Annotated in this window: 3 protein-coding genes and 1 tRNA gene; 2 read left to right on the forward strand and 2 right to left on the reverse strand. The window is 57.1% G+C overall.

The features are described from left to right. Positions 1-75: 75 nt before the first annotated feature. The gene (locus VIL80_RS00005; RefSeq protein WP_332034115.1) at positions 76-630 is read right to left on the reverse strand and encodes a hypothetical protein; all 555 of its coding nucleotides are present in this window, start codon (positions 628-630) and stop codon (positions 76-78) included. Positions 631-957: 327 nt separating this feature from the next. Between VIL80_RS00005 and gltX the strand changes: the two genes are divergently transcribed. Continuing rightward, complete coding sequence (gene gltX, locus VIL80_RS00010; RefSeq protein ID WP_332034116.1) at positions 958-2,433, forward strand: glutamate--tRNA ligase; 1,476 nt, start codon at positions 958-960, stop codon at positions 2,431-2,433. Positions 2,434-2,647: 214 nt separating this feature from the next. Next, a tRNA-Ala gene (locus VIL80_RS00015) sits at positions 2,648-2,723 on the forward strand. A gap of 128 nt (positions 2,724-2,851) precedes the next feature. On the opposite strand, the gene VIL80_RS00020 is transcribed toward VIL80_RS00015, so the two are convergent. Beyond that, the coding region (locus VIL80_RS00020) for a hypothetical protein (protein WP_332034117.1) at positions 2,852-3,052 on the reverse strand (201 nt) is incomplete at its 5' end.

The following is a 3,052-nucleotide window of genomic DNA, read 5'->3' on the forward strand; positions in this document are numbered from 1 at the left end:
GAATACACGCCAACCGCGATATAGCGCTTCATTTCAACTTGGAAAACTGAGCCAGTTTGTAACCTGACCTAAAAATTACTCACCGGAAACGGTAATAGTAAGAGTGTCGGTGTAACTGGTTTCTGTGGCAGTTTCCCAAACGGTTGATGGTACGGTGACAATCACTTGCGCGTTGTGCACTGTCTCGTCAGCGCAGCCATAGCCCGCCTTTGGAGCGTACTTTTGAGCCAGTGTGCCATCGGCATTGGTGACATCTGTGCCTGTTTCAGTATCGGCAGTGACGTCGGAAAAGGCTACGTTGTAATTCAGGTTCTGGGCCGCAGAGGTCAGCTGGAATCCAGTCGCAGCATTGGCACTGTCAAACTGAATTGTGTAGTTGGAAAAGCCCCGGGCTCCAACACAAAAAGTGTCTCTACCTACGAGATCAGTACCGGCGGCGACACCATCAAGACTCAATGCAATGTCATCCAGGCCTTTGATCTGGATCCCTTGGGTAACTTCGAGCGTGATATCGATAGAGCCTTCAGAATTCGTCAGTCCGGGCGTCGGCGGGTTGACCGCAGCGGTAGTGCCTGCGCTAGCCAGACCCAAAACGACTGCACAACCGAGAACGCGAGCTGCATTTTTCATAGCTTTTCCCTAACTCCTGAAAGTGTATTTTTGTTCTAAGACGATCGTTTAATGATCGATTATTGGCGTCGACTGCAGCAATTTGGCGCTTTTTCCCCCAGATCGCTCGACATTGCGGCGATGATACGGTTTTTGTGATTTGAGTCACGGACTTTTTGTGAAAAGTTTCGTTTCAGTGACCGGTTAGCCCTTTTGGGGTGGTTATACAGGTATGTTTGGCGCCAAATTGCTCTTTTGCGGCCCACTGGGCGCTCTCCGGTCGCGGCGATATAATGCCGCGCCTCGAGATCAGTCAATTGATCGAAACCAACCCATGTCAGGCGAACCATGACCGTAAGAACCCGAATTGCACCGTCCCCCACCGGCGATCCCCACGTAGGTACCGCCTATATCGCACTCTTTAACCAGTGCTTCGCCCAGGCCCAGGGTGGCCAGTTCATTCTGCGGATCGAAGATACCGACCAGGTACGCAGCACCCCGGAGTCCGAACAGGCGATCCTCGACAGCCTGCGCTGGCTGGGGCTCGACTGGGCGGAAGGCCCGGATGTGGGCGGCCCGCACGGCCCCTATCGCCAGAGTGAGCGCGGTGACATCTATAAGAAGCACTGCGACGAGCTGGTCGCCAAAGGCCACGCGTTCCATTGCTACCGCACTGCGGAAGAGCTGGAGCACCTGCGCGCGCAGTTGCAGGAAGCTGGCCGTGTCACCCTGAAGCCCAGCGATCTCGCGCTGCCCGCGGAAGAGGTGGAAAGGCGCAAGGCCGCCGGCGAACCCTACGTGGTGCGTATGAATGTGCCGGAGTCCGGCACCTGTGTGATCGATGACCTGCTGCGCGGCACCATCGAGATCGACTGGGCCCAGGTGGATGCCCAGGTACTGCTCAAGTCCGATGGCATGCCCACCTATCACCTGGCCAACGTGGTCGACGACCACCTGATGGAAATCACCCACGTACTGCGCGGTGAGGAGTGGATCAACTCTGCACCCAAGCACAAGCTGCTGTACGAATACTTCGGTTGGGAAATGCCGGTGCTGTGCCACCTGCCGCTGCTGCGCAACCCGGACAAGACCAAGCTGTCCAAGCGCAAGAACCCCACCTCTATCCTCTATTACCAGCGCGCAGGCTTTATGCCCGAAGCGCTGCTGAACTATCTCGGCCGCATGGGCTGGTCCATGCCGGATGAGAGCGAGAAGTTCACCCTGGATGAGATGCGCCAGCACTTCGACATCATGCGGGTATCCCTCGGTGGTCCGGTGTTCGACGTGGAGAAGCTCAGCTGGCTGAACGGCCTGTGGATTCGCGAGCTGGAAGACGCGCAGCTGGCCGAGCGCCTGCAGAACTGGCTGCTTAACCGCGACAACCTGATGAAGGTCCTGCCCCACGCCAAGGGCCGTATGGAAACCTTCGGCGACTTCGCCCCATTGGTGGGCTTCCTCGCCGCTGGCAAGCTCGACCTGAGCGAGGCCAGTTTTGCTATTGGCAGCAAGATGGAGTTGGAAGAGCAGAAGCGTGTACTGCAGTTCGCCCTGTGGCGCCTGGAAGCGCTGCGCAGCTGGAGCAAGGACAACATCTTTGCGGCCATGAAAGAGCTGTCCACCCAGATGGAGATCAAGCTCAAGGACTTCAACGCCCCGCTGTTCATCGCCATTAGCGGAACCACTGCATCCTTCTCGGTCATGGACGCCATGGATCTCCTCGGCCCCGACCTCAGCCGCGCCCGCCTGCGCCAGGCCATCGACGTACTGGGCGGCGCCGGCAAGAAGGTGCTGAAGCGCTGGGAGAAGGAATACGCGAGCCTGTAACGCAGCTCCGCACCCCCGTCGTCTCGGCGTAATCCGGGAGGGCGGGGTTGGCGAAGGCTCACCAGATCTGGCAAACAGGGCGGTTTGCCCTGGGGTGACGAACAAGTCTCTAACTATTTGATTAAAAAGTTATTTTTCTTGTTGACACAGATCTGAGCATTGTTAAAATGCGCCCGCTTTCGAGGGAAACGTAACGCGAAAGCAACCCACTTGTGGGGCTATAGCTCAGCTGGGAGAGCGCAACACTGGCAGTGTTGAGGTCAGCGGTTCGATCCCGCTTAGCTCCACCAAATTAAAAACCCCCGTACCGAAAGGTACGGGGGTTTTTTGTTTTGGCGCCGAGGCATAGGTGCTGAAAGCGGTTTGGTACCGCCAGGGCGTGTAGCCTTAGTTCCACGAAATCAAACTACCCGGCACCTCACCGTACAGGGTATTTTTTAACCGCCAGCAGCGGGCTACTCCAAGTGATCTGATGATCCGGCGCGGCGGCAGCAAAATTGGTTGCTGCAAGCCCCTTAGACCGCGAGCGCACTGAAACGATATTCCTGCCGTGGGGGAGGGCCAGATCAGCTCCTGATGGCGGCGAGCGCTCTATGAACCAGCTTGTTAGATCTAAATG

The organism is Microbulbifer sp. (assembly GCF_036563125.1).
Lineage (GTDB): Bacteria > Pseudomonadota > Gammaproteobacteria > Pseudomonadales > Cellvibrionaceae > Microbulbifer.